The organism is Deinococcus radiodurans R1 = ATCC 13939 = DSM 20539 (assembly GCF_000008565.1).
GTDB lineage: Bacteria > Deinococcota > Deinococci > Deinococcales > Deinococcaceae > Deinococcus > Deinococcus radiodurans.
In genome coordinates this window covers 2,590,001-2,615,654 of sequence record NC_001263.1, presented here as the reverse complement: position 1 = coordinate 2,615,654, position 25,654 = coordinate 2,590,001, and the positions used below count along the sequence as shown (strand labels likewise).

General features: G+C 69.8%; 26 protein-coding genes. 7 read left to right on the top strand and 19 right to left on the bottom strand.

Annotated elements, in window-relative coordinates:
* Positions 1 to 160: 160 nt before the first annotated feature.
* The 6 genes from priA to DR_RS13395 all read right to left on the bottom strand — a co-directional run bounded on the left by priA (position 161) and on the right by DR_RS13395 (position 7,161).
* Positions 161 to 2,938, bottom strand: coding sequence for a replication restart helicase PriA (gene priA / locus DR_RS13420; protein WP_010889230.1), 2,778 nt, complete (start codon positions 2,936 to 2,938; stop codon positions 161 to 163).
* Positions 2,939 to 2,972: 34 nt separating this feature from the next.
* Positions 2,973 to 3,872 carry a 4-(cytidine 5'-diphospho)-2-C-methyl-D-erythritol kinase gene (locus DR_RS13415; protein WP_010889229.1) on the bottom strand — a complete coding sequence of 300 codons (900 nt, stop codon included), beginning with the start codon at positions 3,870 to 3,872 and terminating at the stop codon, positions 2,973 to 2,975.
* Complete coding sequence (ispD, locus tag DR_RS13410) at positions 3,869 to 4,567, bottom strand: 2-C-methyl-D-erythritol 4-phosphate cytidylyltransferase (RefSeq protein WP_010889228.1); 699 nt, start codon at positions 4,565 to 4,567, stop codon at positions 3,869 to 3,871. The genes DR_RS13415 and ispD overlap by 4 nt, the downstream gene beginning before the upstream one ends.
* Entirely contained in the window at positions 4,564 to 5,151 is a 588-nt protein-coding gene (locus DR_RS13405) for a UbiX family flavin prenyltransferase (protein WP_010889227.1), read from the bottom strand. Before DR_RS13405 ends, ispD begins: the two co-directional genes overlap by 4 nt.
* Positions 5,148 to 6,344, bottom strand: coding sequence for an acetate kinase (locus DR_RS13400; RefSeq protein WP_010889226.1), 1,197 nt, complete (start codon positions 6,342 to 6,344; stop codon positions 5,148 to 5,150). The genes DR_RS13405 and DR_RS13400 overlap by 4 nt, the downstream gene beginning before the upstream one ends.
* A 64-nt stretch (positions 6,345 to 6,408) precedes the next feature.
* The gene (locus DR_RS13395) at positions 6,409 to 7,161 is read right to left on the bottom strand and encodes a phosphodiester glycosidase family protein (RefSeq protein ID WP_027480270.1); all 753 of its coding nucleotides are present in this window, start codon (positions 7,159 to 7,161) and stop codon (positions 6,409 to 6,411) included.
* Between the two features lie 28 nt (positions 7,162 to 7,189).
* On the opposite strand from DR_RS13395, the gene DR_RS13390 reads away from it, so the two are divergent.
* Positions 7,190 to 7,426 carry a hypothetical protein gene (locus DR_RS13390; RefSeq protein WP_027480271.1) on the top strand — a complete coding sequence of 79 codons (237 nt, stop codon included), beginning with the start codon at positions 7,190 to 7,192 and terminating at the stop codon, positions 7,424 to 7,426.
* An 11-nt stretch (positions 7,427 to 7,437) separates the two neighbouring features.
* On the opposite strand, the gene DR_RS13385 is transcribed toward DR_RS13390, so the two are convergent.
* Together DR_RS13385 and DR_RS13380 are read right to left on the bottom strand one after the other, a co-directional pair.
* On the bottom strand, positions 7,438 to 8,481 hold the full coding sequence (locus tag DR_RS13385; protein WP_010889224.1) for a CAP domain-containing protein: 1,044 nt from the start codon (positions 8,479 to 8,481) through the stop codon (positions 7,438 to 7,440).
* Between the two features lie 9 nt (positions 8,482 to 8,490).
* Positions 8,491 to 9,900, bottom strand: a complete 1,410-nt coding sequence (locus DR_RS13380) for a DUF4403 family protein (RefSeq protein ID WP_034350859.1) — start codon at positions 9,898 to 9,900, stop codon at positions 8,491 to 8,493.
* Between the two features lie 221 nt (positions 9,901 to 10,121).
* On the opposite strand from DR_RS13380, the gene DR_RS13370 reads away from it, so the two are divergent.
* The 4 genes from DR_RS13370 (at position 10,122) to DR_RS13355 (ending at position 13,746) form a co-directional block, all read left to right on the top strand.
* Positions 10,122 to 10,559: a secondary thiamine-phosphate synthase enzyme YjbQ gene (locus tag DR_RS13370; RefSeq protein WP_034350861.1), complete on the top strand. Its 438-nt coding sequence runs from the start codon at positions 10,122 to 10,124 to the stop codon at positions 10,557 to 10,559.
* A 46-nt stretch (positions 10,560 to 10,605) separates the two neighbouring features.
* Positions 10,606 to 11,676: a nitric oxide synthase oxygenase gene (gene nos / locus DR_RS13365; RefSeq protein ID WP_010889221.1), complete on the top strand. Its 1,071-nt coding sequence runs from the start codon at positions 10,606 to 10,608 to the stop codon at positions 11,674 to 11,676.
* Between the two features lie 124 nt (positions 11,677 to 11,800).
* Entirely contained in the window at positions 11,801 to 12,679 is an 879-nt protein-coding gene (locus DR_RS13360) for a KPN_02809 family neutral zinc metallopeptidase (protein WP_027480273.1), read from the top strand.
* Between the two features lie 80 nt (positions 12,680 to 12,759).
* Positions 12,760 to 13,746 carry an SDR family NAD(P)-dependent oxidoreductase gene (locus tag DR_RS13355; protein ID WP_051618895.1) on the top strand — a complete coding sequence of 329 codons (987 nt, stop codon included), beginning with the start codon at positions 12,760 to 12,762 and terminating at the stop codon, positions 13,744 to 13,746.
* Positions 13,747 to 13,937: 191 nt separating this feature from the next.
* On the opposite strand, the gene DR_RS13350 is transcribed toward DR_RS13355, so the two are convergent.
* The 9 genes from DR_RS13350 to xseB all read right to left on the bottom strand — a co-directional run bounded on the left by DR_RS13350 (position 13,938) and on the right by xseB (position 21,520).
* Positions 13,938 to 15,401: an ATP-binding protein gene (locus DR_RS13350; RefSeq protein ID WP_010889218.1), complete on the bottom strand. Its 1,464-nt coding sequence runs from the start codon at positions 15,399 to 15,401 to the stop codon at positions 13,938 to 13,940.
* Between the two features lie 53 nt (positions 15,402 to 15,454).
* On the bottom strand, positions 15,455 to 15,955 hold the full coding sequence (locus tag DR_RS13345) for a hypothetical protein (protein ID WP_027480275.1): 501 nt from the start codon (positions 15,953 to 15,955) through the stop codon (positions 15,455 to 15,457).
* Between the two features lie 57 nt (positions 15,956 to 16,012).
* The gene (locus DR_RS13340) at positions 16,013 to 16,975 is read right to left on the bottom strand and encodes a hypothetical protein (protein WP_010889216.1); all 963 of its coding nucleotides are present in this window, start codon (positions 16,973 to 16,975) and stop codon (positions 16,013 to 16,015) included.
* Positions 16,976 to 16,999: 24 nt separating this feature from the next.
* A complete protein-coding gene (locus DR_RS13335) occupies positions 17,000 to 17,365 on the bottom strand; it encodes a (2Fe-2S) ferredoxin domain-containing protein (RefSeq protein WP_010889215.1) in 366 nt (121 codons plus the stop codon).
* A 307-nt stretch (positions 17,366 to 17,672) separates the two neighbouring features.
* The gene (locus tag DR_RS13330) at positions 17,673 to 18,497 is read right to left on the bottom strand and encodes an ABC transporter ATP-binding protein (protein WP_010889214.1); all 825 of its coding nucleotides are present in this window, start codon (positions 18,495 to 18,497) and stop codon (positions 17,673 to 17,675) included.
* Positions 18,490 to 19,491 (bottom strand): FecCD family ABC transporter permease, encoded by a 1,002-nt coding sequence (locus DR_RS13325; RefSeq protein WP_034350864.1) that lies wholly within the window; start codon positions 19,489 to 19,491, stop codon positions 18,490 to 18,492. Before DR_RS13325 ends, DR_RS13330 begins: the two co-directional genes overlap by 8 nt.
* Positions 19,492 to 19,502: 11 nt before the next feature.
* Positions 19,503 to 20,375, bottom strand: coding sequence for an ABC transporter substrate-binding protein (locus DR_RS13320; RefSeq protein ID WP_027480277.1), 873 nt, complete (start codon positions 20,373 to 20,375; stop codon positions 19,503 to 19,505).
* Positions 20,376 to 20,626: 251 nt separating this feature from the next.
* Entirely contained in the window at positions 20,627 to 21,268 is a 642-nt protein-coding gene (locus DR_RS13315; RefSeq protein WP_010889211.1) for a lysophospholipid acyltransferase family protein, read from the bottom strand.
* 12 nt (positions 21,269 to 21,280) lie between these two features.
* Positions 21,281 to 21,520 carry an exodeoxyribonuclease VII small subunit gene (xseB, locus tag DR_RS13310; protein WP_034350868.1) on the bottom strand — a complete coding sequence of 80 codons (240 nt, stop codon included), beginning with the start codon at positions 21,518 to 21,520 and terminating at the stop codon, positions 21,281 to 21,283.
* Between the two features lie 56 nt (positions 21,521 to 21,576).
* On the opposite strand from xseB, the gene DR_RS13305 reads away from it, so the two are divergent.
* The gene (locus DR_RS13305) at positions 21,577 to 22,260 is read left to right on the top strand and encodes a flavin reductase family protein (RefSeq protein ID WP_034350872.1); all 684 of its coding nucleotides are present in this window, start codon (positions 21,577 to 21,579) and stop codon (positions 22,258 to 22,260) included.
* Between the two features lie 124 nt (positions 22,261 to 22,384).
* Here DR_RS13305 and alkA read toward each other — a convergent pair whose 3' ends face one another.
* Both alkA and DR_RS13295 read right to left on the bottom strand, forming a co-directional pair.
* Positions 22,385 to 23,062, bottom strand: coding sequence for a 3-methyladenine DNA glycosylase AlkA (gene alkA, locus DR_RS13300; protein WP_010889208.1), 678 nt, complete (start codon positions 23,060 to 23,062; stop codon positions 22,385 to 22,387).
* 32 nt (positions 23,063 to 23,094) lie between these two features.
* Complete coding sequence (locus DR_RS13295) at positions 23,095 to 24,831, bottom strand: NAD-dependent malic enzyme (RefSeq protein WP_010889207.1); 1,737 nt, start codon at positions 24,829 to 24,831, stop codon at positions 23,095 to 23,097.
* 239 nt (positions 24,832 to 25,070) lie between these two features.
* Here DR_RS13295 and yqeK point away from each other — a divergent pair, with 239 nt between their 5' ends.
* Positions 25,071 to 25,619, top strand: coding sequence for a bis(5'-nucleosyl)-tetraphosphatase (symmetrical) YqeK (yqeK, locus tag DR_RS13290; protein ID WP_164927998.1), 549 nt, complete (start codon positions 25,071 to 25,073; stop codon positions 25,617 to 25,619).
* Positions 25,620 to 25,654: the final 35 nt, after the last annotated feature.

Sequence of the window (25,654 nt, the reverse complement as noted above, 5' to 3'; positions counted from 1 at the left end):
GCCCTGAATAATCGGCCTGACGTCCATCGCCGTTTTCTCTGTGCCAGTGGGCAAAAATCCGGATGCGTTTATGGGCTTGACAACGCGCGTATACCGCACTATTCTTTCTTTATCACCGTCCGAGAGGGCGGCTTTTTTATTTGTCCCCTCTTGCTGCCGCTCAGGTCGAGCGCGGGTTCACGTCCACGCGCACGCGGGCGCCCCAGCTGCGGGTGTCGAGCACGCCGAGGAGCTCGGCCAGCCGGGCGTCGTTGCGGGCGCGCAGCAAGAGCTGGTAGAGGTACGCCCCGCGCACCCGGGCGACGGCGGCGTGCGCGGGGCCGAGAACCTCGGTGGCCACCGCGCCCGCGCCATGCAGCGCGTCGGCGAGGGCCTGCGCGGCCACTTTGGCACGGTCTCGGTCACGGGCAGCGACTTCAATTTGAGCGAGGCGGGCGTGCGGCGGGTAAAACAGCTCGGCCCGCACGCGCTCCTCGGCGGCGGGGTAGGCCAGGGCGTCGCGGCCCGTTTCCAGCACCTTCAGCGCCGGGTGGTCGCCCTGAAAGGTCTGCACGACCAGCAGCGGCGCGCGGCTGGGGTGCCACTCGGCGAGCTGACGCAGCAGCCGGTGATAGCGCTCCGACGCCCGGAAATCCGACACGCCGAGCCAGGTGTCGGCGAGCGTGACGCCGATCAGGGCGAGGTTGGGCGGGCTGGGCTGGGCGAGCAGGAGCTGGGTGCCCACGACCACGCCCGCCTCGCCCGCGTGCAGCGGCGCCAGGTCGTCCTGGTGGTCCTTGTCGAGCCGGTAGACGGGAAAGCCGGGCAGCAGTTTCTCCACCTCGGCGGCAATCCACTCGGTGCCAGGGCCACGCGCCTTCCACATCTGCTCGCCGCACTCGTCGCAGCGGTCGGGCACGCTCTGGTGGTGCCCGCACTGGTGGCACTCCATCTGGCGGCGGTCCTGGTGAAAGCGCAGCGGCACGTCGCAGTTGGGGCAGCCCGGCACATGGTCGCAGCGCGGGCAGCGCAGCAGCGCCGAGTACCCGCGCCGGGGGGCGAGAAGTGCGGCCTGCCGCCCCCGTTCCTGCACCTGCCGCAGCAACCGGGCGAGGTCGTGGCTGATGGGGTAGCCGAGGTCGCCGGGCGTGAGGTGCACGCTGCTCAGCGGCCCCAGCTCGGGCTGCGCGGGCGGCTGGGCATAGTCCACCACATGCACGCGGGCACGCGGCGGCGCCAGCACCAGCCCCGGCAACGGCACACTTTCCACCGCCGGGACGCTGCCCACCAGTCCCAGCGCCGCGCGCAGGCTGCGGGCGACCCGCGCCGCCACGTCCGGCACGAAGGCGCGCGAACCCGAGAGCAACTTGTAGGCGTCCGACCCCTCTTCCAGCACCACCAGCAGCGCGAGGTCCGGCAGCGGCGCACTCAGGGCGAGCGCACTGCCGATGACCAGCCGCACGTCTCCGGCGCGCACCTGCCGCCAGATTTCCTCGCGCTGCCGGGGCGAGAGTTGCCCGCTGAGCAGCGCGGCGCGGGTGCCCGCGAGTGCGGCGAGTCCTCCCAGCCCAGCCCAGGCGCGGCGCAAGGTGGCGTGGTCAGGCGCGAGGATCAGCACGCTGCGCCCCTGCGCCAGCAGCCGGGCGACCCGGGGCGCAAGCGCGGCAAAGCGCGACGCGGGTCGCCCGCCGTGCAGCCGCCAGCGGTCTTCCTCGGGCAGGGCGTCGGCGGCGAGCGCGGTCAGTTCGTCCAGCGGTGGCCCCGCCCACAGCGGCGCGGCGGGCAGTTCGGGCGGCGGCGCGGGCATCTGCACCTGCGCGGCCCAGCCCCTCGCGAGCAGGCCGGCGGCGACCGAGGGACTGACCCCCGCGCCCGTGGCCCACGCGCTGACCGTCTCGGCGGGGCCGTGCTCGCGCAACCATGCCCAGGCGGCGGGCGGCGTGACGGGGGTAAAGGTGTAATCGGCGGCGCCCCCTTCCATCAGGCGGCGGACTTCGGCGGGCCGGACCCCGGCGGCGCTCGCCCAAGCGGCGGGCGAGGCGACCGGGCCATGCTCGCGCAGCCATTTCCAAGCCGGTGGCGGCGGCACGGCTTGCGGGTGCTCCTGCGCCCAGCCGAGGTCGGCGACCTTGCGGACCACTGGCAGGCCGACTTTGGCCCCGCTCGCCCAGGCACCCAGACTCGGCTGGGGACCATGCGCCCGCAGCCAGTCGTGGGCCTGCTGCTGCTTGGCGGTCAGCGCCCCCTCGCCCGTCACGGCTTCCCAGTGGGGCGGCGTGCACAGCGCCGGGTCGGCGGCTTCCCAGGGCTGGGCCGTCACCACGACCTGCGTGCGGGCGGCGGGCGGCACGTCGTTCAGGTCGCGGGCCACCACCCGGTTGACCTGTGGCGGGTCCGGCAGAAAGCGGTCGTCGAGGAGCCCCTGTTCGCGCGCCGCGTCGAGCAGCGCGGGTGGGTAGAGGTCGGCGCGGCTCCAGTCGGTGTCCGGCAGGGTTTCGCCGTAGGGTGAGAGGTCGGCCCCCGGCACGGCGCGCACCTCATGCCGGTGGGCGGGTTCCCAGCCGGTGCACAGCAGGTCGTCCCAGACGAGGCCGGGGGGCAGGTGCGCCTCCTCCGCCCACGCCGTCAGCCCCCGCGCCGTGCCGGGCGCCACCCAGGGCGCCTCCGGGGAGTCGAGCAGCGCCAGTGCCTCACGCAGCCGGTGACGGCCCATGCTGCTGCCTGCGCCCACCACCAGCCCCACCCGGATTTCGCCCCCGCGCCACGGCACCGCCACCCGGCAGCCGAGCGGCACCTCGCCCACGTACCCGTGCGGCGCTGCAAAGTCCAGCGCAGCGATGGGCAGCGGCACACACACCTGCCACGTCTGGTCGGCAGCCGTCAGAGAAACGGTGTCCTGCACGGGCTTTTCCTCAGCTTCACTGGACACGGCGGGGGGAGAAACGGTCCAGAGAGTCACCGCTCCAGGCTAGCGCGGGCGCAGGTGAAATGGGTTAAGTCCTGCCTCCTGAGTTGTCTGACAGCGGAAGGCGCACCTGCGCGGCGGTGACCCACCAGCCGGGGCAGCGCTGGGCGAGGGCGGCGGCAGCGGCCTGCGCCTGCGCCGCGTCGTGCGCCAGTCCGAAGCAGGTGGCCCCCGAACCCGACATCAGCACCGAATGCAGGCCCGCATCCGCCAGCGCCTCCAGCGTGGTCAGGACGCTCGGCACCCGCGCCAGCACGCCCGCCTGCAGCGAGTTGAAGTACGGCACTTCCACGCCCCGCGCCAGCGCCAGCCGCATCGCCTCCAGCCGCAGTTTGCCGCTGAAATCGCCCGTTTCGTCCAGCCAGCGGTAGGCGTCGCCCGCGCTGACCTCGGCACCCGCGTTCGCCAGCACCAGATGCACGGGCGGCAGGTCGTCGACGGGGGTCAACCGCTCACCCACCCCCTCGGCGAGCGCCGCGCCCCCGAGCAGGAAAAACGGCACGTCGGCCCCGAGCGTCAGGGCCAGCGCGGGCAGGTCCACCGGGCGGTGGTCGGGAGCAGGATAAAGCTCGGCCAGCGCCAGCAGCGTGCTCGCCGCGTCGCTGCTGCCCCCGCCCAGCCCCGAGGCGAGCGGCAGCCGCTTGTGCAGCACGAGGTCGGCGCCTCCCGCTGCCCCCGCCGCGTCCAGATAGGCGCGGGCGGCGCGGTAAACGAGGTTGCGCTCGTCGGTCGGCAGGTCGGCGCCCTCCACCCGCAGCGTGAGCGCCCCAGCAGGCCGAATTTCCAGCTCGTCGCCCACCGTGAGCGGCACCATCAGGCTGTGCAGGTCGTGATAGCCGTTCTCGCGCACGCCAAGGACCGAGAGGCCGAGGTTGATTTTCGCCGGGGCGAAATGGTGATGGATGACAGGTGATGGTTGATGGGTCATCTTTTCTCCCCCTCAACCGTCAACCATCCCCCATCGACATGCCCCGTCAGGGCTTCGGCCAGAGCGAGGTCACCGGGCGTCGTCACCTTGAACAGCCGGGCGTCGCCGGGGACCAGCCGCACCTGCACCCCCAATCGGGCGAGCAGCCCCGCGTCGTCGGTGGCAGCGTACTGCTCGGCCTCGGCGCGGGCGTGGGCTTGCAGCAGCAGCTCGCGCCGGAAGCCCTGCGGTGTTTGCACCGCCCAGAGGCCCTCACGCGGCACAAGTTGGCCCCAACTTTGGCCCTCAGCGCGCACCAGCGTGTCGGCCACCGGGAGGGCCACCGTCGCCGCGCCGGTTGCGGCAATGGCGTCCAGCAGCGCCAGAATCACCGGCGGCGGAACGAAAGGCCGCGCCGCGTCGTGAATCAGCACCGTGCCGGCCTCCGTCGCTTCCAGCAGTCGCCGCACGCTCCCTTGCCGCGTCTCCCCGCCGACGATGGCGCGCGCCGGCACCCCGGCAGGCAGGTCCATCCCGGCGGGCAGCGCCACCACCACCTCGTCCACGAAGGGCGCGAGTGCCGCCACGCTGCGGGCAAGGAGGCTGCGGCCCGCGACTTCCACGAAGGCTTTCGGCCCCAGACCGAGGCGGGTGCCCGACCCGGCAGCGGGAATCAGCGCGGCGGTGCGGGGGGAAGAGGTATGGGGCGCGCTCACGCCTCGTCCTCGCGCCAGCGGCGAAAGCCTGGGGCGTTCAACCCGAACTGGTCGAGCACCCGCGCCGTCACGAAGCCGAGCAGTTCGCCGAGCGACTCGGGCGCGTGGTAAAAGCCCGGCGAGGCCGACATGACGGTGGCCCCGGCGTCATGGGCGGCGAGCATGTTTTGCAGCATGGGCCGGGGCATGGGGTCCTCGCGCACCACCAGCACCAGCGGGCGGCGCTCCTTGAGGGTAACGTGGGCGGCGCGCGAAATCAGGTTGTCGGCAAACCCGTGCGCGACTTTGGCGAGGGTACCCGCGCTGCACGGCACGATGAGCATGCCGCCGGTGCGGTAGCTCCCGCTGGCGACGGCGGCGGCGAGGTCGCGGTCATCGTGGACCACGCTGGCGAGCGCTGTCAGGTCGGCGAGCTGCGGGCCGCCCTCGGCGCTCATCACCCGTTTGGCACCGCTGCTGACCACCAAGTGCGTCTCCACATCCAGCCCGCGCAGCGCCCGCAGGATGTCGAGCGCATACGGAATCCCGCTGCCGCCCGAGACGCCGACCACCAGCCGCGGCGGGCCGGAAGGGGCGTCGCTCACAGCGCGTACCCGCGTCCGCCCACGATGACGGCGGTTTCACGGGCAATCATCAGTTCCTCGTGTGTGGGGATGACAAGTGCCACCGGCCCGCCCGGCAGCGAAATCACGCCCACGTCGCCGCGCGGCAGGGCCTTGTTGGCCTCCTCGTCGAGATGCAGGCCCAGCACGCCCAGCCGCCGCAGAGTTTCTCCGCGCACGGTGCGGCTGTTTTCGCCGATGCCGCCGGTAAAGACCACGCCGTCCACCCGCCCGAGCGCCACCGCCATGCCCGCCATGCACTTGGCGAGGCGGTAGATGAAGGCGCCCAGCGCCAGCCGCGCCCCCCGGTGCCCGGTCAGGGCGGCTTTTTCCAGTTCGCGCATGTCGTTGGTGAGGCCGGAAAGGCCGAGCAATCCGCTTTCCTTGTTCAGCGCCGCCGTGATTTCACTCAGCGAGAGCCCCGCTTGCCGCGCCAGATAGTCGTGCAGGCCGGGGTCCACGTCGCCGCTGCGGCTGCCCATGATGAGGCCCTCGAGCGGGGTCAGGCCCATGCTGGTGTCCACGCTGCGCCCGCCCGCCACCGCGCACACGCTCGCGCCGTTGCCGAGGTGCGCGGTGATCAGGTTGAGGGTCGGCAGCGGGCGCTGCAACATCTCGGCGGCCCTGCCTGCCACGTAAGCGTGACTCGTCCCGTGAAACCCGTAGCGCCGCACCCCGTGCTGCGAGTACCAAGCCTCCGGCACGGCGTAGCGGTAGGCGACTTCGGGCATCGTCTGGTGAAAGGCGGTATCGAAAACGGCCACGTGCGGCAGCTTCGGAAACGCCTGCTGCGCGGCCTCGATGCCGACGATGTTCGCCGGGTTGTGCAGCGGCGCCAGCGGCACGCACGCCCTCACCGCCTCCAGCACCTCCGGCGTGACCAGCACCGGGGCGCTGAAGCGCTCGCCCCCATGCACGACGCGGTGCCCCACCGCCCGTACGGCGCTGCGCATCCCCAGCGTCTCCAGCTCGCGCAGCACCTCGCCCAGGGCCGCGTCGTAACTGCCACCCTCCAGCGAGCGCGATTCCTGCTGGCCGCTGTGCTCCAGTTTGACCGCTGCTGCGGGCGTGCCCAGCCGCTCGGCCAGCCCGGACAGCCGCACCTCCCCCGACGCCGGGTTCAGGAGGGCAAATTTGAGGCTGCTGGAGCCGCTGTTGAGAACGAGGGTCCACATGGCAAGAGTGTAGAGGCTGCCAGGGAGAGGGGCGCGCGCCGGACGTGGCCCCCCCCGGCAGTCGTCAGCGCGCCGTGACGGCCCAGATGCCGGCGAACTCGGTGAACTGCGTGTCGGTGTCGGGCGTGGCGTAGGCGCTGATGGAGCCGTCCAGATACAGCGCGTCGGGACAGCCGAGCGTGTCGCGGAAAAAGGTGGCGAAGGAGTAGAAGTTGACCGGCCCCGCGCTGATGGCGAAGCGCACCTTGCCGCCCCCGCACACGCCCACGCCGCTGCGGACCTTGAAACTGGTGCCGCTCTTGTTGAAATCGGGGTGCAGCTTGCCGTTCGCCACCAGCAGCGGCCCGGACTGCGTGGCGTAGTCGGGCGCGAGGCCCAGTTTCCGGTACGCCTGCGTCTCGGTCACGCCCGCCTTTTTGCCCCGCAGCCAGAACACCCCGTTGGGCAGCAGCGCGAAATTGCCGCCGCCTTTGCCCGCGTTGTTGAGCCCCACCAGCGTCTTGCCGCCTTCCACATGCAGGCCGAGGGGTTTGGGGCCGGGCATGTAGATACCGGAGTTGGTGGCGAACAGCAGTTTCTTGCCCTGCTTGCCCAGCCGGCTGCCGAGCTGCGCGAAGGACGAGTAAGGCTTGCCGGTGGCCGGGTTGAGCCAGTGCAGGGTGAGCTGGTCGCGTGCCGGGTCCACCGTCGCCACGGTGTAGAGCATTCCCCCGCCGGTAATCCGCTCCACCCGCACGCCCTGGGCGGGAGAACAGGAGGTGAGCAGCAAACTGAGCAGCAGAGGCGTGGCGGGAGCAAAACGCGACATCGGCCCCATGATGCGCGAACCGGGTGAGAATGAAGGCATGTTCAGCGCCCTGTGGACCTTTTTGCGAGAACTGCTGCTGGCCCTCATTGGTCAGCCCAGCCGCCCCGGCCCCACCCGTCAGGAGCAGGAAGCCGAACTCGCCCAGCGCGAGGCCCTGCGGGGGCGGCAAGCCCCCACAAGCGCCTGGGACGCCGCCCGGCAGGTGGGCGCCGAGGTGGGCAAGGCCGCCATCTGGCAACCCACCGACGCCCCGCGCCGCAAGAAGAAGGACTAACGGCCCAGAGGCTACTCGCGCCCCAGCACCAGCACCCAGAAGCTGCTCTGGTCGTTTTGCACCGCGCTGCCGGCGCCCATGTGCGTCCAGTCGCGGCTCATCAGGCTGGTGCAGTGGACGGCGCTCCCTAGCCACCAGATCAGGGCGCCGTCCACAGTGGGCGTGCCGTAGCGGATGTTCTCGCTGACCCGGCCCGAAAAGCCCTGGGCGCGGGCGCGGCTCTCGGGCGTGCTGCGGGTGCGCGGGTTGACGTGTTCGGCAAAGCCCTGCGCGACCATCGCCTCGGCGTGCTCCTGCGCCGCCTTGCTCAGCCGGGCGTCCACCACCAGCGGCGGCACCGGGGGCCGCTGCACCCCGCCGCAGCGCCGGCCCTGGGTGCGGGCGGCGTTGATGCCGGCAAGCAGTTCACCTAGCGGGCCGGGAACGGGGGCGGCGGGCGCCGCTGCGGTCACGGGTGGGGAAGACAGCGTGGGCGAGGTCGGGGGCCGGGAAGACGGGGCCGGAGCTGCCGGAGCAGGAGCGGCTGGAGCTAGGACAACGGGCGCTGCGGCAACCGGAGCTGGGGCAGCGGCGACAGGACTCGCGGGTGCTGACGCCTCCGCCGGAGTCCCGCCCGGCCAGCGCGCGCCCAGCACGATCATCAGCGAGCCGCTCGGCGCGGTGCCGTAGCCGACAAACCCCCGCTGACACAGCTCGCGCACGGTGGCGGGGAGCTGCGCGGGGCTGACCTTCCAGTAGCGAAACTGGCTGGGCGCCCCGGCGCGGTTGGTCACGGCGCGGTAGGCGTCCGCCCCAGCCGCGATGTCGGCGGCGGCGAGGTGCAGCGCGGGCAGGGCGGGGGCGCAGGTGGATTGAGCGACGGGGGCCGGGGCGGGCGCAACCGGCAAAGCGGGGGCAGCGGCAGGCGCACTTGGGGGCGGGGGAGGTACAGGGGCCGGTGCCGGGGCGACGGGCGCGGGGGCCGGCCCTGGAAACGGAATCACCTGCACTTGGGCGCGGGCCAGCGGGGCCACGCCGCCGAGCAGGGCGACGAGCAGGAGGGAAAGGCGGCGCATGGAGTCAGCTTAGCGGCCCCCGTTGCCCCGTCCGCTGTCCACCAGCTCGCCCGCGTTCACCTGCGCCTGCAAGCGCCCCGCCGCCCGCGCCGTGACCACCAGCGCGGCGGGTTGCACGGCCATACTCTGCACGCTCAGTGCCCCGACCTGACCGCCCACCATAACGCCCGGCAGCGGCGTGAACGGCAGCTTGCTCTGCGCCTGGGCCTGTGCCCGGGCCAGCAGCGGCCCGAGGTCGAAGTGGGCGGCGCGGGTCACAAACGCCTGGGCGCGTGCGTCGGCGAGCCAGGCCACCGCCTTGCCGGTCAGGCCCTCGCGGCGGGTCTCGACCTCCACGTCCCGCAGCGACACGGTGCGCCCGTCGGCGGACACGGCGGGCGTGCCGGTCACGTCGGTGGTGGCGCGCAGGCTCAGGCCCAGCGGCCCGTCGAGCCGCGCCTGCACGGACACGCGCAGCCGCGTGCCTACGGGTTGCACCTGCACGCCCGTCACCCGCAACACCGGGCTCCCCGGCACCGGCAGCGTGAGCGTCTGCTGCGCGGCGTAGCGGGCGGCGAGGGCCGACAGCTCCGGGTAGGGCAGCCGCAGCGGCACGCTCAGCTCGATGCCGGGGGCGCTCAGTGGCCCCACCTTCAGCGGCGGCAGGGGCGACACCTTCACCGTGGCGGGCGGCTGGCCCAGCGCGGCGCCCAGGTCGAGGGTCGCGCCCACGTCCAGCTTCAGGGCGTCGGGGGTCAGGCGCGGCGGCGTCACGCCCAGGCCCAGGGGCCGCACCAGCGCGTAGGCAGGCTCGGGCGTCGGCAGCGGCCAGGGACGCTGCGCCCGCGCCCACAGCGTGCCGGCGCGGCGGCGCAGGTCGGCGCCCTCGCGCACCTGCTGCTCGATCTGGGCCGTCAATTTGTCCAGTTGCGCCCGCACCTGGGGGTCCACCAGCGACTGCACGCTCAGCTTGAGGCCGCGCCCCAGGTCCACCGCCAGCGGGTCGGTCCAGCGGTGCTCGGCGCTCGCCCTGACCCCCACCTCCCAGGTCGGCGTCACATACGGCGTCAGGCGCAGGGTGATGGTGGCGGCTCCGCCAAAGTTGCGGGCGAGCGAGGCCAGCGCCCCGCCCGGCTCGGCGCGGAACTCTGCGCGAATGGGCACGCTGAGCACCAGCGCGTCCCCGTCGGCCTTCACGCTCACCTGCGCCGTGCGGGTCACGGTCCCGCGCACTCGCACCTGCACCGCGCCGCCGAGCAGCGACTGTGTCTGGTCCACCCGCGCAAATTCCTGCGGCACCTGCGCGTTCGCGGCCTGCTGCACACCGGCCAGCGGCACATGCACCGGCACGGTGAGGGTAGAGGCGGCCTCGGCGGTGGGCAGGGCAGCGGGGAGGGTCATACCCAGAGTCAACAGCAGCGGGGTGAGAACGCGGCGCATGGGGCGAGGGTAGAGCATTTGACAAAAAGAGGGCACCGCTTTTTGGCGAGCAGAGCGAGTGCAAAACGAAGAGCAGGACGAAGAATGGAGCGGGTGGCGGTGCCTTTCCGACGCACGCGTAATTCGGAGACCTGCTCTAGAGGGTGAAGGGGTGAGAAGAGGCGGCCCGCCGAGAAGCCGACTCGCTGGGCCTGCCCCGGCCTGTGCCCTACCCTTTCCCCATGTGGACCCAGCACCAGCTCACCCTGCCTCCGCAGCGGCGCGGTTTTCATCTCATCACCCGCGAGGTCGTGGCGGCGGTGCCCGAGCTGGCCGGGGTGCAGGTCGGGCTGCTGCACGTCTGGATTCAGCACACCTCGGCCAGCCTGACCGTCAACGAAAACGCCTCGCCCGACGTGCGGCGCGATTTCGAGCGGTATTTCAATCATGCGGTGCCCGACGGCTGGCGCGAGTTCGAGCACACGCTGGAAGGCCCCGACGACATGGCCGCCCACATCAAGGCGAGCGTGCTGGGGCCGTCGCTGCTGCTGCCCGTCAGCGGCGGACGGCTGGCGCTGGGCCGCTGGCAAGGCATTTTCCTGTGCGAGCACCGCGACCACGCCAGTGCGCGGCGGCTGGTCCTCACCTTGCAGGGCGAAGAGAAGCAGGCAGGAAAATAGGAGCCTGAGGGACATTCCCCGGCTGTCTGGGCGGTAAGGTCGGGGGATGAGTTGCCCCGCTGCCGCCGTCCTCACCCCTGACATGCGGGCCTTTTTGCGCCGCTTTCACGAGGAAATGGGAGAACCCGGCCTCCCCGCCCGGCTGCGCGCGGTGGAGGAGGCGGGGCTGTGGTGGCCCACGTCCGCCGAGCTCACCTGGGGCGCGAAAGTGGCGTGGCGCAACTCTACCCGCTGCGTGGGGCGGCTGTACTGGGAAGCGCTCAGCGTGCGCGACCTGCGCGAGCTGAACACGGCGCAGGCGGTCTACGAGGCGCTGCTCCAGCATCTCGACGACGCCTTTTGCGGGGGGCACATCCGGCCTGTCATCAGCGTGTTCGGCCCCGGCGTGCGGCTGCACAACCCGCAGCTCATCCGCTACGCCGACGACCCCATCAACGCCGACTTCGTGGACAAACTCCGGCGCTTCGGCTGGCAACCACGGGGCGAGCGTTTCGAGGTGCTGCCGCTGCTCATTGAAGTGAATGGTCGAGCGGAACTGTTTTCCCTCCCTCCGCAGGCCGTGCAGGAAGTCGCCATCACCCACCCCGTCTGCCTCGGCATCGGCGAGCTGGGGCTGCGCTGGCACGCGCTGCCGGTCATCAGCGACATGCACCTGGACATCGGCGGGCTGCACCTGCCCTGCGCCTTCAGCGGGTGGTACGTGCAGACCGAGATTGCCGCCCGCGACCTCGCCGACGTAGGCCGTTATGACCAACTCCCCGCCGTCGCCCGCGCCCTGGGCCTGGACACCTCGCGCGAGCGCACGCTGTGGCGTGACCGGGCGCTGGTCGAGCTGAACGTGGCGGTGCTGCACTCCTTCGACGCCGCCGGGGTCAAGCTTGCCGACCATCACACCGTCACAGCGCACCACGTCCGTTTTGAGGAACGCGAGGCCCGCGCCGGGCGCGAGGTGCGCGGCAAGTGGTCGTGGCTGGTGCCACCGCTTTCGCCCGCCACCACGCCGCTGTGGAGTCGCCGCTACCGCGCCCGCGAGGAGTCGCCGCGCTTCGTGCGCGCCCGCTGCCCGTTTCATACCCCCACTGTTCATGCTTCAACCGGTCATGCCCCAACTGGGTAACCCCACGATAAAGGCCGGGTCAGACAGCGCCGACTAGAATCGGGGGCGCAAGCGCAGCGGCGTGGCTCAGGGGACCGTATCTCAGAGGGCGTCGCTCTTTTCTACCCCGAACAGGAGTCCACACATGGATTGGAGAAACTTACCCGGCGGCGGCAACATCGAAGACAGGCGCGGAGGCGGCGGGCTGCCCGGCGGCGGCCTCGCGGTCGGCGGCGGCATCGGCGGCCTGATTCTGGCGCTCATCGCCTATTTTTTCGGCATTGACCCCAGCGTGGTGACCGGCGGCGGCCAGCAACAGTCCCCCGCCCAGACGCAGGCCCAATCGCAGGCGCAGGGCGGGCAGGCCGAAGACGAGGACTACCAGTTCGCCGACCGCATCGTGGCGAGCACCGACCGCACCTGGACACAGATTTTCCAGCAGTCGAACCGGCAGTACACCAAGCCTACGCTGGTGCTGTTCAGCCGCAGCGTCAGCAGCGCGTGTGGTCAGGCGTCGTCGGCCACCGGCCCCTTTTACTGCCCGCTCGACTCCAAGCTCTACCTCGACACCAGCTTCTTCAACCTGATGCAGCGCCAGCTCGGCGGCGGCGGCGACTTCGCTTACTCCTACGTGATTGCCCACGAGGTCGGGCACCACGTCCAGAACGAACTCGGCATCGCCGAGCAGGTGGAGCGCAAGCAGCGCGCGGCCCGCAGCGAGGCCGAACAGAACTCCTACAGCGTGCGCCTGGAACTCCAGGCCGACTGCTTCGCCGGGGTGTGGGGCAACAGCGTCAAGGGCCGCGAGGCGGCCAACCTGACCGAAGACGACGTCCGCGAGGCCATCAACACCGCCGCTGCGATTGGCGACGATACCTTGCAGCGTCAGGGCCAGGGAATGGTCGTGCCCGACTCCTTTACCCACGGCACCAGCCAGCAGCGCGTGAACTGGTTTATGCGCGGCTTCCAGACCGGCAACCCCAACCAGTGCGACACCTTCAGCGCGGCGTACAACCAGCTCTGATCTAGATTCCTTTGCAGGGGCGCGGGCCGAACGGAGCCTGCGCCCGCTTTTTTGCTTTGGCTCGGCGTAGGCTGCCCTCCATGACCCACGGTAACAGTTCTCAGAGCGACAGACCCCGCATCATCAGTCCCCTGGCACCCCGCGCCGACGCTGCCGAGGTCGTGCGCGGCGTGGACCTGAAGGGCAAAACTGCCGTCGTGACTGGGGGCGCTTCCGGCCTCGGCACCGAGACGGCCCGCGCCCTGCTGCTCGCGGGTGCCCACGTCATCCTGCCGGTGCGTGACCGTGCCAAGGGTGAGCGGGTGGCTGCGGAGTTGCGCCAGAGCACCGGCGGCACGGTGGAACTGGTGGACCTCGACCTCGGCTCGCTCGCGTCGGTGCGGCGGGGCGCGGCGGAGATTCGGCAGCTCGCGCCGCGAATCCACATTCTCATCAACAACGCGGGCGTGATGGCGACGCCGCAGAGCCGCACCGTGGACGGCTTCGAGACGCAGTTCGGCACCAACCACCTCGGCCACTTCCTGCTGACCCGTGAGCTGTTGCCGGCGCTGATGGCCGCTGCGCCTGCGCGGGTCGTCGCCCTGACGAGCAGTGGGCACCGCCGCAGCGACATCGTGTGGGACGACCTCAACTTCGAGCGCCGCCCTTACGACCCCTGGGACGCCTACGGCCAGAGCAAGACCGCCAACGCGCTGTTTGCCGTGGGCCTGACGCAGCGCTATGCCGACCAGGGCCTCACCGCCAACGCCGTGCACCCCGGCGGCATCATGACCGGCCTGCAAAAGTTTGTGCCACTGGAAGACCAGCGCCGCATGGGCTGGCAGGACGAACACGGCACCCTCAACCCGGTGTTCAAGACCCCCGCCGAGGGCGCGTCCACCAGCGTGTGGGCGGCCACCTCTCCGCAATTGTACGGGGTGGGCGGCCTCTTTCTGGAAGACCTGCAACATAGCACGCCGCTCGACGAGTCCGCGCCCAACCCGCTGTTCGGGTACAAGCCCTACGCGCTCGACCATGAGAGCGCCCGGCGACTCTGGGCGCTGAGCGAGGCGCTGGTGGGGGAGTGAAAGACCCCTCACCCCTGCCTGCGGCAGGCCCTCTCTGCTTCGCAGCTCTACGAGTCCCACCAGGGTAGAGGGTCAAAGGCATAAATCTCCAAACCGTTCAAAAAGAAAAAGAAGCGTAGGCACGAGGCTTACGCTTCTTTTCCCTTCGACTTTTAGACCTTTCGACCCTCAGACAACGCCGTCAGGCGTTCTCAATTCCAGCGTCCGCCGCGTTCGCGCTTCAGCTCGGGTTCGGGGGCGGCGTAGAGTTCCTCGGCGCGGGAGAGCTTTTTCCGGCCATACAGTCCCTCCAGAATGAACTCGGCGGCGGACACGCGCACGGCATCGTCGCTGCTCCCGGCCACCTGCGCGGCGAAGTCGGACAGGCCGGGGACTTCGCCCGTGGCCTTGAGGGCTGCCGACGCGTCACCGCCCTGCGGGAAGCGGAAGACGTTGCCCTGGTCAAACCACTTTTCCAGCTCGCGGGTGTCGGCGCTGCCGTAGCTGCGGGCATACGCGGCGCCCGCCGCCTTGCGAATGAGGTCCTTGGCGACGTTGTCGGCGCCCTTGAGTTCGCCTTCGTATTCCAGCTCCATCTTGCCGGTAATCGCCGGGAGGCCCGCGTACACGTCAGTCACGCGCACCACCGGGGCGTCACCGGAGACCAGCGAGCGGCGCTCGGCGTTGGCGCAGGCGAGTTCCATCAGCGAAATCGGCAGGCGCTGCGACACGCCCGAGAGCTTGTCGATGCGGCCATCTTCGCGGGCCTGGAAGGCGATGTCTTCAATCAGTTCAGCGATGAAGGGCGGCACGACCACGCCCTCTTCCTTCACGGCTTCCTGCGCGGTGATGTCCATGCCGAGCTGCACGTCGGTGGGGTAGTGGGTGCGGATTTCCGAGCCGATGCGGTCCTTGAGCGGCGTGACGATCTTGCCGCGAGCGGTGTAGTCCTCGGGGTTGGCCGAAAAGACCAGCATCACGTCGAGTTCGAGGCGGATGGGGTAACCCTTGATCTGCACGTCGCCTTCCTGAAGGATATTGAACAGCGCGACCTGCACCTTGGGCGAGAGGTCGGCGAGTTCGTTCACCGCAAAAATCCCCCGGTTGGCGCGGGGCAGCAGGCCGAAGTGCATGGAGCGGGTGTCGCCGAGCGAGGTGCCGAGGCGGGCGGCCTTGATGGGGTCCACGTCGCCGATGAGGTCGGCCACCGTCACGTCGGGGGTCGCCAGTTTTTCCACGTAGCGGTCGGCACGCGGCAGCCAGCGAATCGGCAGTTCCATTCCGTGCGCTTCGAGCAGGTGCTGGCCCTCGGCGCCGATGGGGTTGAGGGGGTCGTCGGGCATGTCCACGCCGTCGATCACCGGCACTTCGGGGTCGAGCAGCTCGGTAATGGCGCGCAGGATGCGGCTCTTGGCCTGACCGCGCAGCCCGAGCAGAATGAAGTTCTGGCGGGCGAGCAGCGCGTTGACGAGCTGGGGAATCACGGTGTCGTCATAGCCGACCACGCCGGGAAACAGCTCCTCACCGCTGCGGAGTTTGCGGGTCAGATTGTCCCGCACCTCGTCCTGCACCAGTCGGCGCTGGCCGTCGAAGGGCTTGCGCCCGGCGTATTCCGGCGTTTGCAGCAGCTCGCCGAGGGTCCTGGCTTTGGGCTGCGCTGTGGTCTGGGCGGTCATAGCGCGGAACGTAGCACGCGCCCAGCGGCGGGAATGTGCGGGAGGGAACGGGCTCAGCTTGCCCCGCCGTAGCTGCTCGGTGCCGTGCCCTGTTGCACGTCTTCGAGCGCCTTGTACGCGCACACTGCCGCGAGCGCCGCGAGTTCGAGCGGCACGTCGCCGAGGGTGAGGGTCACGTCCTTGCCGTCCACCTGCCCGCCGATGCGCCCGCTGAGCTGCTCGCCGCGCCGGGTGAGGGTCACGTCCTTGCCCGCAATGCGGCCCGAGAAGCGCCCGCGCACCTCGTCACCCCTTATGTCGAGGCTCAACGAGTCGCCGTCGATGCGCCCGCCGAGCCGCACTTCTACCCGCTGCCCGCTCACGTCGCCGTCCACGTCGAAGCCCGCGACGACGCCGCCCACGCGCCCGTCCACGTCGCCCGACTGCACCTCCAGCCGGAGGTCCTTGCCCTGAATCTGCCCCCCGATACGCCCCGTGAGTCGCGAGCCGTCCCAGTCGGCGTGAAGGTCATAGCCGGCGGTCAGGCCACCGATGCGTCCGTCGAGTTTGCTCATGCTGGGAATACGGCCCGCAAGGGGCGAGGGTTCCGGCAGACGCGGGCTGCTCGCCAATCAGGGAAGTTGCAGCTCCAACTGAACGTCGTGCCGGGGCGGGCGCGTGGTGTCCTTGAGGTCAGTTCGCGCCTTGAGCGACAGCGTGCCCACACCTTCCTCCTTGCCGGCGCGGAAGGTGAAGCGGGTGACGCTCTGCCCGGCCAGGGTGCGGGTGTCCACCAGTTGCCAGCCCTGGGCCTGAAGCGCGGCGGCGTAGTGCTGGCGCAGCGTCTCGGTGCTCTGGGTACCGTAGACCGAGGTGTAGGCCGTCAGCTCGGTGTCGCCGGAGGTCAGGTTGGTGGCTTCCACCTGCGCTCCTTCCGGCGCGGCGAGCCGGGGCAGCTTCACCCCGCGTTCTTGCAGGCGGTCGGCGGGGCGGTACACCGTCTGGTTGCGGTAAGGCGCGTAGAAGTTGAGCTGTGTGGGGTCCTCCTGCGGCATGTTGGCTGGGCAGCCCTGCGCGCCCAAGCTGCTGTACTGGTAAGACACCTGGCTGCTGCCTGGTTCACTCTCAAAGGCGAAGACGGTCAAGCTGCCGGGCACGCCGGGCCTACACAGCGGCGAGACGTACTGCTCCGTGGGTGAAGACTGAAAGATGAGTCCCCCATTGTCCACCCCCGGATACAGGTTTTGCCAGCCCGCCGCCCGCAAGGCTTTTTCGGCGGTCTGCTGGGCGGCGTTGGCTTCAAGGCTGGTCCGCACGACGACCCGGATGCCGTCCGACTGCTCCACGCTCCCGATGACCTGTTGACCCGGCAGCGCGGGCGCGGGAAAAGGCAGGCCCGGCAGCAGGCGCCCCGGCTGAAACTGGTCGCCGCTCGACACCCCGGCCACCGAGAGCAGCAGTTGCCGCTCGGCGGGGGAGAGGCGCTCGAAGAGGGGAGCGCCCGTGACCGGAGCGGCCTGGGTGCCCTGGGCCTGAGCGCCTCCGAGCAGCAGAGAGGCGAGAACGAGAGAAGCCTGCCAGAAAGGTTGTCTCATGCTCCACTCTACGCCGACAGGGAGTCAGGGGTTCCCGGCGTTGTCCGGTGAGCCGCCGTACCGCCCCTGGTCCGGCAACTCTCCCCCCTCGTGCACCGCCTGGGCGACGGCGCGGGCCAGCGGAAAATCCACCCCGGCGTACCACGCCTGCTCCAGTTGTCCGTCACGCTCGCGGTAGACGCACAGGGTCGGGCCGAACTTGCAGGCGCCCAGGCACCCGCTGTCGGTGAGGCGAACGCTGCCGCCCTGCTTGTAGTAGGCGAGGCCGTCACGTTCGAGCGCGTTCCAGAGGGCCTTGTGCAGCAGGACCGAGTTGCGCTGCTGGCAACTGCTGCCCCGGCACAGGAGAAGGTGACCGGAGGTGCGGAAATATTTGGGGCCGTTCGTCATGGCAAGTCCTGAGAGTCAAGTTCTGAGAGTGTAGGGGGCAAGGGAGCTAAGTACGTCGAACCCAACATTCCGCAGTTTCGGAACAGCACCGAAACTACTCCATTCCCGGTTCGACGTACTTTTTTCGATACTCGCTTCGCTCGGTCAATCTAAAGATCAACTTCGAGGTGCTTATACGGTTTCAAATTGAGTCCCGGACATGTCCGGGCGCAATTTTGCGCGGAGCGCATGGAAAAAATACGGTTTCAAGGAGATGGACGGGTATCCGGCGCCTTTCCGGATGTTCGGGAATCAGATTAAAATCGTATTAGTCGGCCGGAATCACCAGCGGCCGCCCCGCCTGTTCGGTGACGTCCACCCGCACGCCGTAGGCCGCCGCGATGTGCTCCGGCGTCAGCACCTCGGCGGGGGTTCCGGTGGCGAGCACTTCGCCCCGTGAGAGCAGCAGCAGCCGGTCGGCGCGGGCGGCGAGGTTGAGATCGTGCAGCACGGCGATGACGCCCAGTCCCGCCTCCACTTCGCGGCGCAGCGAGCGCATCAGGTCGAGGGTGTAGGCGAGATCGAGGTGATTCGTCGGTTCGTCGAGCAGCAGCAGCTCCGGCCCGGCGGCGAGCGCGCGCGCCAGGGCCACCCGCTGCCCCTCGCCGCCCGAGAGTTCGGACACGCGCCGGTCCTCGAAGCGCCGGGTGTCGGTGCGGTCGAGCGCCCGGTTCACCGCCTCCTCGTCGGCCTCCGACCAGGGCCGCGTGGGAAGCAGGCCCCAGCGCCACTCGCCCGCGCCGCGCCCCAGCGTCACCACGTCGCGCACCCGCGTTTCGGGCGGCAGCGGCTCCGACTGCGCGAGGTAGGCCAGCCGCCGCGAGCGCTCGGCGCGGTTCCAGGTCCGCAGGGGCCGTCCGTTCAGCCGCACCTCGCCCGCTTCCAGCCCGCTCAGGCCGAGCAGGGCGCGCAGCAGCGTGCTTTTCCCCGCCCCGTTCGGCCCGATGATGGCGGCGAATTCTCCGGTCCGGAACGTGGCGTCCACGCCCCGCACCGCCAGCGTCTGCCCGGCGCGGACGTGAACGCCGCGCGCCTCCAGCAGCCCGGCGCCCTCTGCGCTCTGCTCCCTGCCCTGCTCCCCGCCCTCAACCACGTTCGCGCCTCAGCAGCCACAGGAAAAACGGCCCGCCGAGCAACGTGGTCACGATACCCACCTGTGAAAGCGGCGTGGTGCGGGCGAGCAGGTCGGCCAGCACCAGCAGCGACCCGCCGAGCAGTCCCGAGAGCGGCAGCAGCGTGCGGTGCCCCGCCCCGAACGCCAGCCGGACGAGGTGCGGCACGATGAGGCCCACAAAGCCGATGATGCCCACGTAGGCCACCGCCCCCGCAGTCGCCAGACTCGCGCAGGCGACCACCAGCAGCCGCAGCCGCTCCACCGGCACGCCCAGCGAGCGGGCGGTGAGGTCCCCGAGTTGCAGCGTGTCGAGCGCCCGCGCGAGCAGCAGCAGCGCCCCACAGCCCAGCCCCACATACGGCAGCACCGTCAGCACGTCGCGCCAGCCGGAAAAACTCAGGTCGCCCAGCGTGTACGCCAGCACCTGCCGCGCCCGGTCCTCGCCGCGCAGCATCAGCGCGGTGGTGGCGGCACTCAGCACGCTGCCCACCACCACGCCCGACAGAATCAGGCGGGTGGGCGGAAAGCGGCGGCCTTCACGCGCGAGCAGCAGGGTCGCCGCCACCGCTCCCAGCGCCGTGAGCAGCGCCGCGAGCGGAATCAGCGCGTGTGGCCAGCCCAGCGTGAGCGCCACCGTCGCGCCCAGCCCCGCCCCACTCGCCACGCCGAGCAGGTAGGGGTCCGACAGCGGGTTGCGAAAGACCCCCTGAAACGCCCCGCCGCACACGCTCAGCGCCGCGCCGACGAGCACGCCCATCACCACGCGGGGCAGACGAATCTGCCAGATGATGACCGCGTCGCCCGCCAGCGCCTGCCGGGTCACGCCCTGCCACAGCGCTGTGAGCACCGCCCCCGGCGCGATGTTCACGCTCCCCAGCCCGGTGCCGAGCACCACCGCCAGCCCCAGCAGCGCAAGCAAAAGGGCGGTGCCCGATGCCAGATACACCCGCGAGCGCCGCGCGCTGAGGGACATGGCCGCCGGGATCACCGGAACAGTTCGGGGTGAACGATCTTCGCCAGCCCGCGCAGCGCCTGCGGCAGCCGGGGGCCGGGGCGGCCCAGGATGGTATTGAGTTCCTTGGGAATGGCGATCACCTTGCCCGACTTCACGGCGGCGACGTTTTGCCAGCCGGGGCGGGCGCTCGCCGTCTTGAGATCGGTGCCGAGAATGAGCTGCGGATTTTGCTTGACGATAAGTTCGGGGTCTATCTTGGGGAAGTCGCCCAGACTCGCCGGAATCACGTTGCGCGCCCCCGCCTTGGTCAGCAGCACGCCCATGAACGAGTTGGGGCCGATGGAGTACGGCGTGGGGTCGATCTCGAAGTAGGTCAGCGGCTTGCGGGCGGCGTTCTTGGTCAGAATCTCGACTCTGGCGATCTCGCGCTGCATGGAGATGTTGAGCGCCTTGGCCTGCGCCTCGCGGTTGACGATCTTGCCGAGCAGGGTCGTTTTGCTGAACACGTCGGCGTAGGTCTCGGGGTTGACGGCCACGGTGGGCACGCCGAGTTGTTCGAGTTGCTCGGTCAGCTTGCCGTACTTGCTCACGATCACCAGGTCGGGCTTGAGGCTCACAATTTTTTCCACGTTGGGGTCGTACAGCCCGCCCACCTTGGGCAGTTTGGCGACCTGCGCGGGAAAATCGCTGTAGTCGTCCACGCCGACCAGTTTGTTGCACGCGCCGATGGCGCACAGCGTTTCGCTGGTGCTCGGCAGCACGCTGATGAGGCGCTGCGGCTCGGCCTTGATCGTCACCTTGCGCCCGAGGTCGTCGGTCAGGGTGAGCGGGTAGCGGACGGCACTCGCGGACGTGGCGAGGCCGGCGCTCAGGGTCAGCAGCAGGGCAGAAAAGGTACGCATCTTCGTCTCCTTGCGGGGCCACCAAAAAAAGCGCCCCCCGGGGTGGGAAGCGGCAAAAAGGACAACCGTGAAGAAGAGAAGCGACACGGGCGGTCCCTCTTTCCGCGAGAGGTCAGGCCGCACGCTGCCCGCCAAAAATGAGAGGGGCAGCGCGAGCAGGCGAGGTGTTCGGACTGAAAACCGTTGCGCGACAGTGCCGGACTGAAACCGGACTTTCCCTGCGCCTGCTGCGAGGAGTATAGCCCCGGACGTTAGAGGTGACGGCCCACCGGTTGCGCGAGCACCTGCAAGCGCCGCCCGAGTTCCTCGGTGTTCGCCTTGATGCCGCCCCGCGCAGGTAAAGGCTCGCCGAAGCGCACCACCCAGCGTTTGCCGTCGTGGCTGATCCCCGCAGGCAAGATGGGTGCCCGCCCCCGCGCCGCGATGAGGGCCGCCCCGCCGTGAAGTTCCTGCCCGCCGCGCGTGCCCTGCGGAAAAATGCCGACCGTGCCGCCTGCCTTCAGAATCCGCAGGCTGGTGCGGATGGCCCCCACGTCGTTGCTCTCCCGGTCCACCGGAAAACTGCCCCCGGCGCGGATGATGTCGCCGATGACCGGCACGAACAGTTCACGCTTTGCCATGAACTGGAGGTAACGGCCCGGCGGCAGGGCGCGGGCAATCAGGAAGGGGTCGAGCGCCGACTGGTGGTTGGCGGCCACGACCAGCGGGGTGCCGGGCGGCGGCACGTGCTCGCGCCCGTGCACGTCGATATGCATTCCCGTGAGCAGCACAGGCAAAAAGGTGACATCCACCACGAAGCGGTACACCAGCGGGTTGACGTGGGGAAAGCGCTCCTCGGGAGCCGCAGTCGGCGGGGTGGCCGGAGTTGCACCGTCGGTCATGGACCAGAGCATACGCTGGGCAGCTCAGAAGGCGTCGTCCTCGTCTTCCTCCCCCTCTTCCGGGTCCTGCGCGGCGTCCTGGCCCCAGTCGCCGCTCAGCACGCCGCGCACCGCCTCGATGCGGCCCTTGCACTCGGCGTAGGCGGCGCGGGCTTCTTCGAGCAGCGGCAGCACCCGGTCGAGGTCGGCCTCACCCGTTTCGAGTTCGGCGGCGATGCGTGAGAGCCGGGCGTAGGCGTCACGGTAAGAGGTAGGGGCGCTCATGGCCCCAGCGTAGAGCACTGCACCTCACCTGCTGAGTGCCCCAGTACCCTGCCCCCATGTCGCACACCCATTTCGACCTCACGGCGCTGCCGCAGTCGGCCCGCTACAAACTGCTCACCGCCACCGTGGTGCCCCGTCCGATTGCCTGGGTGGGCACGCGGGGCAGCGGTGAAACAGGGAAGCTGGGCTTCAACCTCGCGCCTTACTCCTTTTTCGGTTTGATGGGCTCCGAGCCGCCCGTCGTCGCCTTCGCGCCCGGTGACCGCGCGGACGGCACGCCGAAAGATTCTGCGCTCAACATCGGCTCCGGCGGCGAATTTACCGTCAGTCTGGTCAGCGCCGCGCTCGCTGCGGTCATGAACCTCAGCGCCACCGATTTTCCGCGCGGCATGGACGAAGCGCAGGCCCTCGGTATTCAGCTCGCGCCCGGACGGCGGGTGCAGGTGCCCCATGTGGCCGCTGCCCCCGCCGCGCTCGAATGCCGCGAGGTGCAGACCGTCTCGATTGGCCGCACCCGCATTATCCTGGGTGAAGTGCTCGGCCTGTGGCTGCGCGAGGACGCCGTGCTGGACGCGGAAAAACACCACGTAGACACCGCTGCCCTCGACCTCGTGGGGCGGATGGGCGGACGTGGCACCTATACGCACACCCGCGACACCTTCGAACTCGGGCGCCTGACCTACGCACAGTGGCAGGAGCAGTGGCAGGCGCGGGAGGAGGGAGACCACTCTGAAAAATAGTTTGCTGATGCAGGCTATTTTTCCGAACGGAGTGAATCAGAGAAAATACGGGTCTGGACGGAGCGGAGTGCATTCGGGCGTTTTTCCCGAATGCGCGAAGGAGAGTTCGGACCCGTATGACCCTTCAGAGCGGCGCCCCGCCCGCCTGCATCCGAGCACTGTTCGCCCACAGGTAGCGCGAGGCCAGCGAGCGGTAAGGCGCCCAGCGGGCCGTCACGTCTCGCCAGTCTTCCCCCGGATACAGCCGCTCCACCCCCTGCCGCAGCGCGAGGTCGCCGGAGCTGAACACGTCGGGCCGGGCAAGCGCGAACAGCAGAAACATCTCGGCGGTCCAGCGCCCGATGCCGGGAAGCTGTACCAGCTCGGCAATCACCAGTTCGTCGGGCTGCCCGCTCAGGTGCGCGAAGTCGATTTGCCCGCTCACGGCGGCAGCGGCGGCGGCCTGCACCGTCCTGACTTTGGCCCACGACAACCCCACGCCACGCAGGTCGTCGCCGGAAACTTTCAGCAGGGCGGCCGGCACCACGCCGCCCGGCAGCCCTTCGAGCCGCCCGTAGATGGCCTGCGCCGCCTTCACGCTGAGCTGCTGCCCCGCCACGCTCCGCACCAGCCGCCCGAAGGGGTCCGGCGTGGGCGCCAGCACCGGCAACTCGCCGCACAGCGAGGTGACCTGCGCCAGCACCGGGTCGCGTGACAGGTGGGCGACGGCCCCGGCGTGGTCGGTCAGCGGGGGCAAAACAGCAGGCAGCGGAACGGAAGGAAGAGTCACCCGCCGATTCTGGTGCAGGGCGCCGCCGCGCAATGGGAGATGGGGCGGGCCCGTGCTTCTCCCGCCTATTCCCGCCGCAGAGGCAGGGGCCGGGGCAGCCACGCCCGCTCGCGGATGAGCGCTGCGAGCTGTTCACGGTCCATGTTGCGGACCCGCCGCTCGGCGCACACCCCGTCCTGAATCGCTTGCTCCGCCACCCGCACGGCAACGTGAATGCTCAGTTCCCGCAGCTCGCTGATCGGCGGGTACACGAGGTGGGGGTGGTGCTGCGTGGTGTATTCCGCCAGCGTCAGGGCAGCGGCCATCACCATATTGTCGGTGATTTCGCGGGCGCGGCTGACCACCGCCCCGAACCCCAGACCGGGGAAGATAAAAGCGTTGTTGCCCTGCCCCACCGGAATCCGCTCGTTGTCGTAGGGCACGTCGGGAAAGGGGCTGCCGGTCGCCACGATAGCGCCGCCGCGCGTCCACGCCACGATATCGCTGGGGCGCGCCTCGACATGGCTCGACGGGTTGGACAGCGGAAAGACGATGGGCCGGGGCGTGTGCGCCAGCATCGCTTCGATGTCTTCCTGCCGGAACAGGCCCGGCACCCCGGTAAAGCCCAGGAGGGCGGTGGCGCGGGCATGAACAAGCACCTCGTGCAGCGTGGGGTACTCGCCCCCGAACGTCCAGCCCTCCAGGTCTCCCCGGCGGCGCACGAAGGGCATCTGCTGCGGCTCCAGGTCGGGCTGCCCTTCCATCAGCAGGCCGTAGCGGTCCACCACGTACACCCGCCGCCCCGCTTCTTCCGGCGCTAGTCCCTCGGCTTCCAGCCCTTGCCGAATGGCGCTTGCCACGCCGATGCCCGCTGCGCCCGCGCCGACCACCACGAACACCTGCTCGGTCAGGAATTCGCCTTTCATGCGGCTCGCCCGCAGCAGCCCAGCGAGCGCCATCGCCCCGGTGCCCTGAATGTCGTCGTTGAAGCTCGGCACCACTTTGCGGTAGCGCTCCAGCACCCGGAAAGCCGTTCCGCGCGAGAAATCCTCCCACTGAATAATCGCCTTGGGATAACGGGCCGAGACCGCCTCCACGAAGGCGTCCACGAACTCGTCGTACTGCTGCCCCTGCCAGCGGCGGTGATGCACGCCGAGATAGAGAGGGTCGTCGATCAGGTCCTGCCGGTTGGTGCCCACGTCGAGTTCGACCGGCAGCGTCTTGTCCGGCCCCACGCCGCCCGCCGCCGTGTACAGCGAGAGCTTGCCGATGCTGATGGCCATGCCGCCGAACCCCTGGTCGCCAATCCCGAGAATCGCGCTCGAATCGGTGGCGACGATCATCCGCACGTCGTTCACCGTCACGTTGTCGAGCATTTCCTCGACCCGCTCGATGTCGTTGGTGCTGACCGTAAAGCCGCGCGGGTAGCGGTAATTGTTGGAGTACAGCTTGACCGCCTCGCCCACCGTTGGGGTATAGATGATCGGCAGCATTTCTTCGAGGTGGTCTTCCAGAATCGCGTAATACAGCACCTCGTTGCGGTCTTGCAGCGCCCGCAGGTACTCGTGCCGGGCAAGGTCGGTCGGCGCTTCGAGGTAGCGCAGGTAGGTGCGGTGCTTCTGCTCCTCGAACGAGCTGATGTGCGGCGGAATCAGCCCTTCGAGTCCCAGTTCACGGCGCTCCTCGGGGGTAAAGCCGGTGGTCTTGTTCAGCAGCGGGTTTTGCAGCAGGGCGAGGCCGGTGACTTTGACCTCGATGTAACGCTGGCCCTGCTCGTCGCGTTTGACATCGTAGTAGCGGGACACGGGGGGCGACTTGGGCATCTTGCGGTCAGCATAACGGCGCCGCTGAGCTAGAGGTCCAGCGATGCGGAATTCAGCACTGGGAAACCCGGCGTCCCAGAGTCCGGCGACTGACGACGCGCTGTCGTATACTCCGAGCCATGCTGTGGGAGAGACTCCGCCAACCCGCATGAGGCTTCACGCATGATGGCCCTCCGTTTACCGCAGCGCTGCCCGCCGCCCTCGACGAGCTGCCGCTTTGGCAGGAGCGCGTGCGCCTGATGGTCAAGCCCCGCCGTTACGAACACGTGCTGCGGGTGGCCGAACTCGCCCGCGAGATTGCCGAGGCCGCCGCGCTCTCGCCCGAGGAAATCGCCCAGGCCTACGCCGCCGGCATCCTGCACGACATTGCCCGCGACCTCCCCGAAAGCGAACTGCTGCGCCTCGCCCCGCCGGAGTGCGACATCGACAGTCGCCACCCGCTCGCGCTGCATGGCCGCGCCGCCCGCACCCTGCTCGAACGCTGGGGCTACCGCGACGAGCGCGTCCTGGCCGCTGTCGAGGACCACACCACCGGCCCCCGGGGAGGCAACCGGGTCGCCGCCTGCGTCTACATCGCCGACGTATCCGAACCGGGGCGCGGCGTCAATGCCGACATCCGCGAGCTCGCCCTGAACGACCTCGGCGCTGCGCTGCGGCGCTCGGTCACGTCCAAGGTCACTTACTTGCAGGGCAAGGGCATTCCGGTGCATCCCCGGACGCTGGCTGCCTACCACGACCTGGAGCTTACGCCTTGGAGGCCGTCCCGGCCCTCACCCTGGCGACCCTAGCCGAGGCTTCGCCACCTGAGTCTCAGTGTGTCGAA